At 54.1% G+C, this 370-nt stretch carries 1 protein-coding gene; it reads right to left on the bottom strand.

The features are described from left to right. Nucleotides 1–370: helicase-related protein (locus AC1RPJ_RS07950; protein ID WP_481762869.1), on the bottom strand; the 370-nt coding region annotated here is incomplete at both ends.

Below are 370 nucleotides of genomic sequence, written 5' to 3'. Positions count from 1 at the left end.
AGCTAGACCTGTTGCTTGTTTGCTTCAGATAGTCCTTCAATATCTTCAGGTCCTTATCCGAGATGATGGGTTTGAATCGCGGGCTCAAGCAGCCCCACCACTCGTTAGCCAAACACCTGCGATACACGTTGCTGTCGTCCAAGAAGATACGCCAGATTGGCTCGGGCTTGCCCTCGAACGGTGTCAGCACCCGAGCCCCGCGCTGTTCTGCGTTCTCCATGTTGCTGGACATAATCACGCTATACAGGGCCGAGGCACGCGGAATGTTTGTGCCTGTCGTCAGTAGCTTTGTGGTGCCGATCAACACCTTGATCTTGTACTGACGGGCTTCCTGAAGGATAGCATCGCGCTCCGTCTTCTTCATTGAGCC

Source organism: Dellaglioa sp. CoH-57-MRSF-17 (assembly GCF_056782015.1).
The sequence above is the reverse complement of the archived record's forward strand: the minus strand, read 5'-3'. Positions and strand labels throughout refer to the sequence as shown.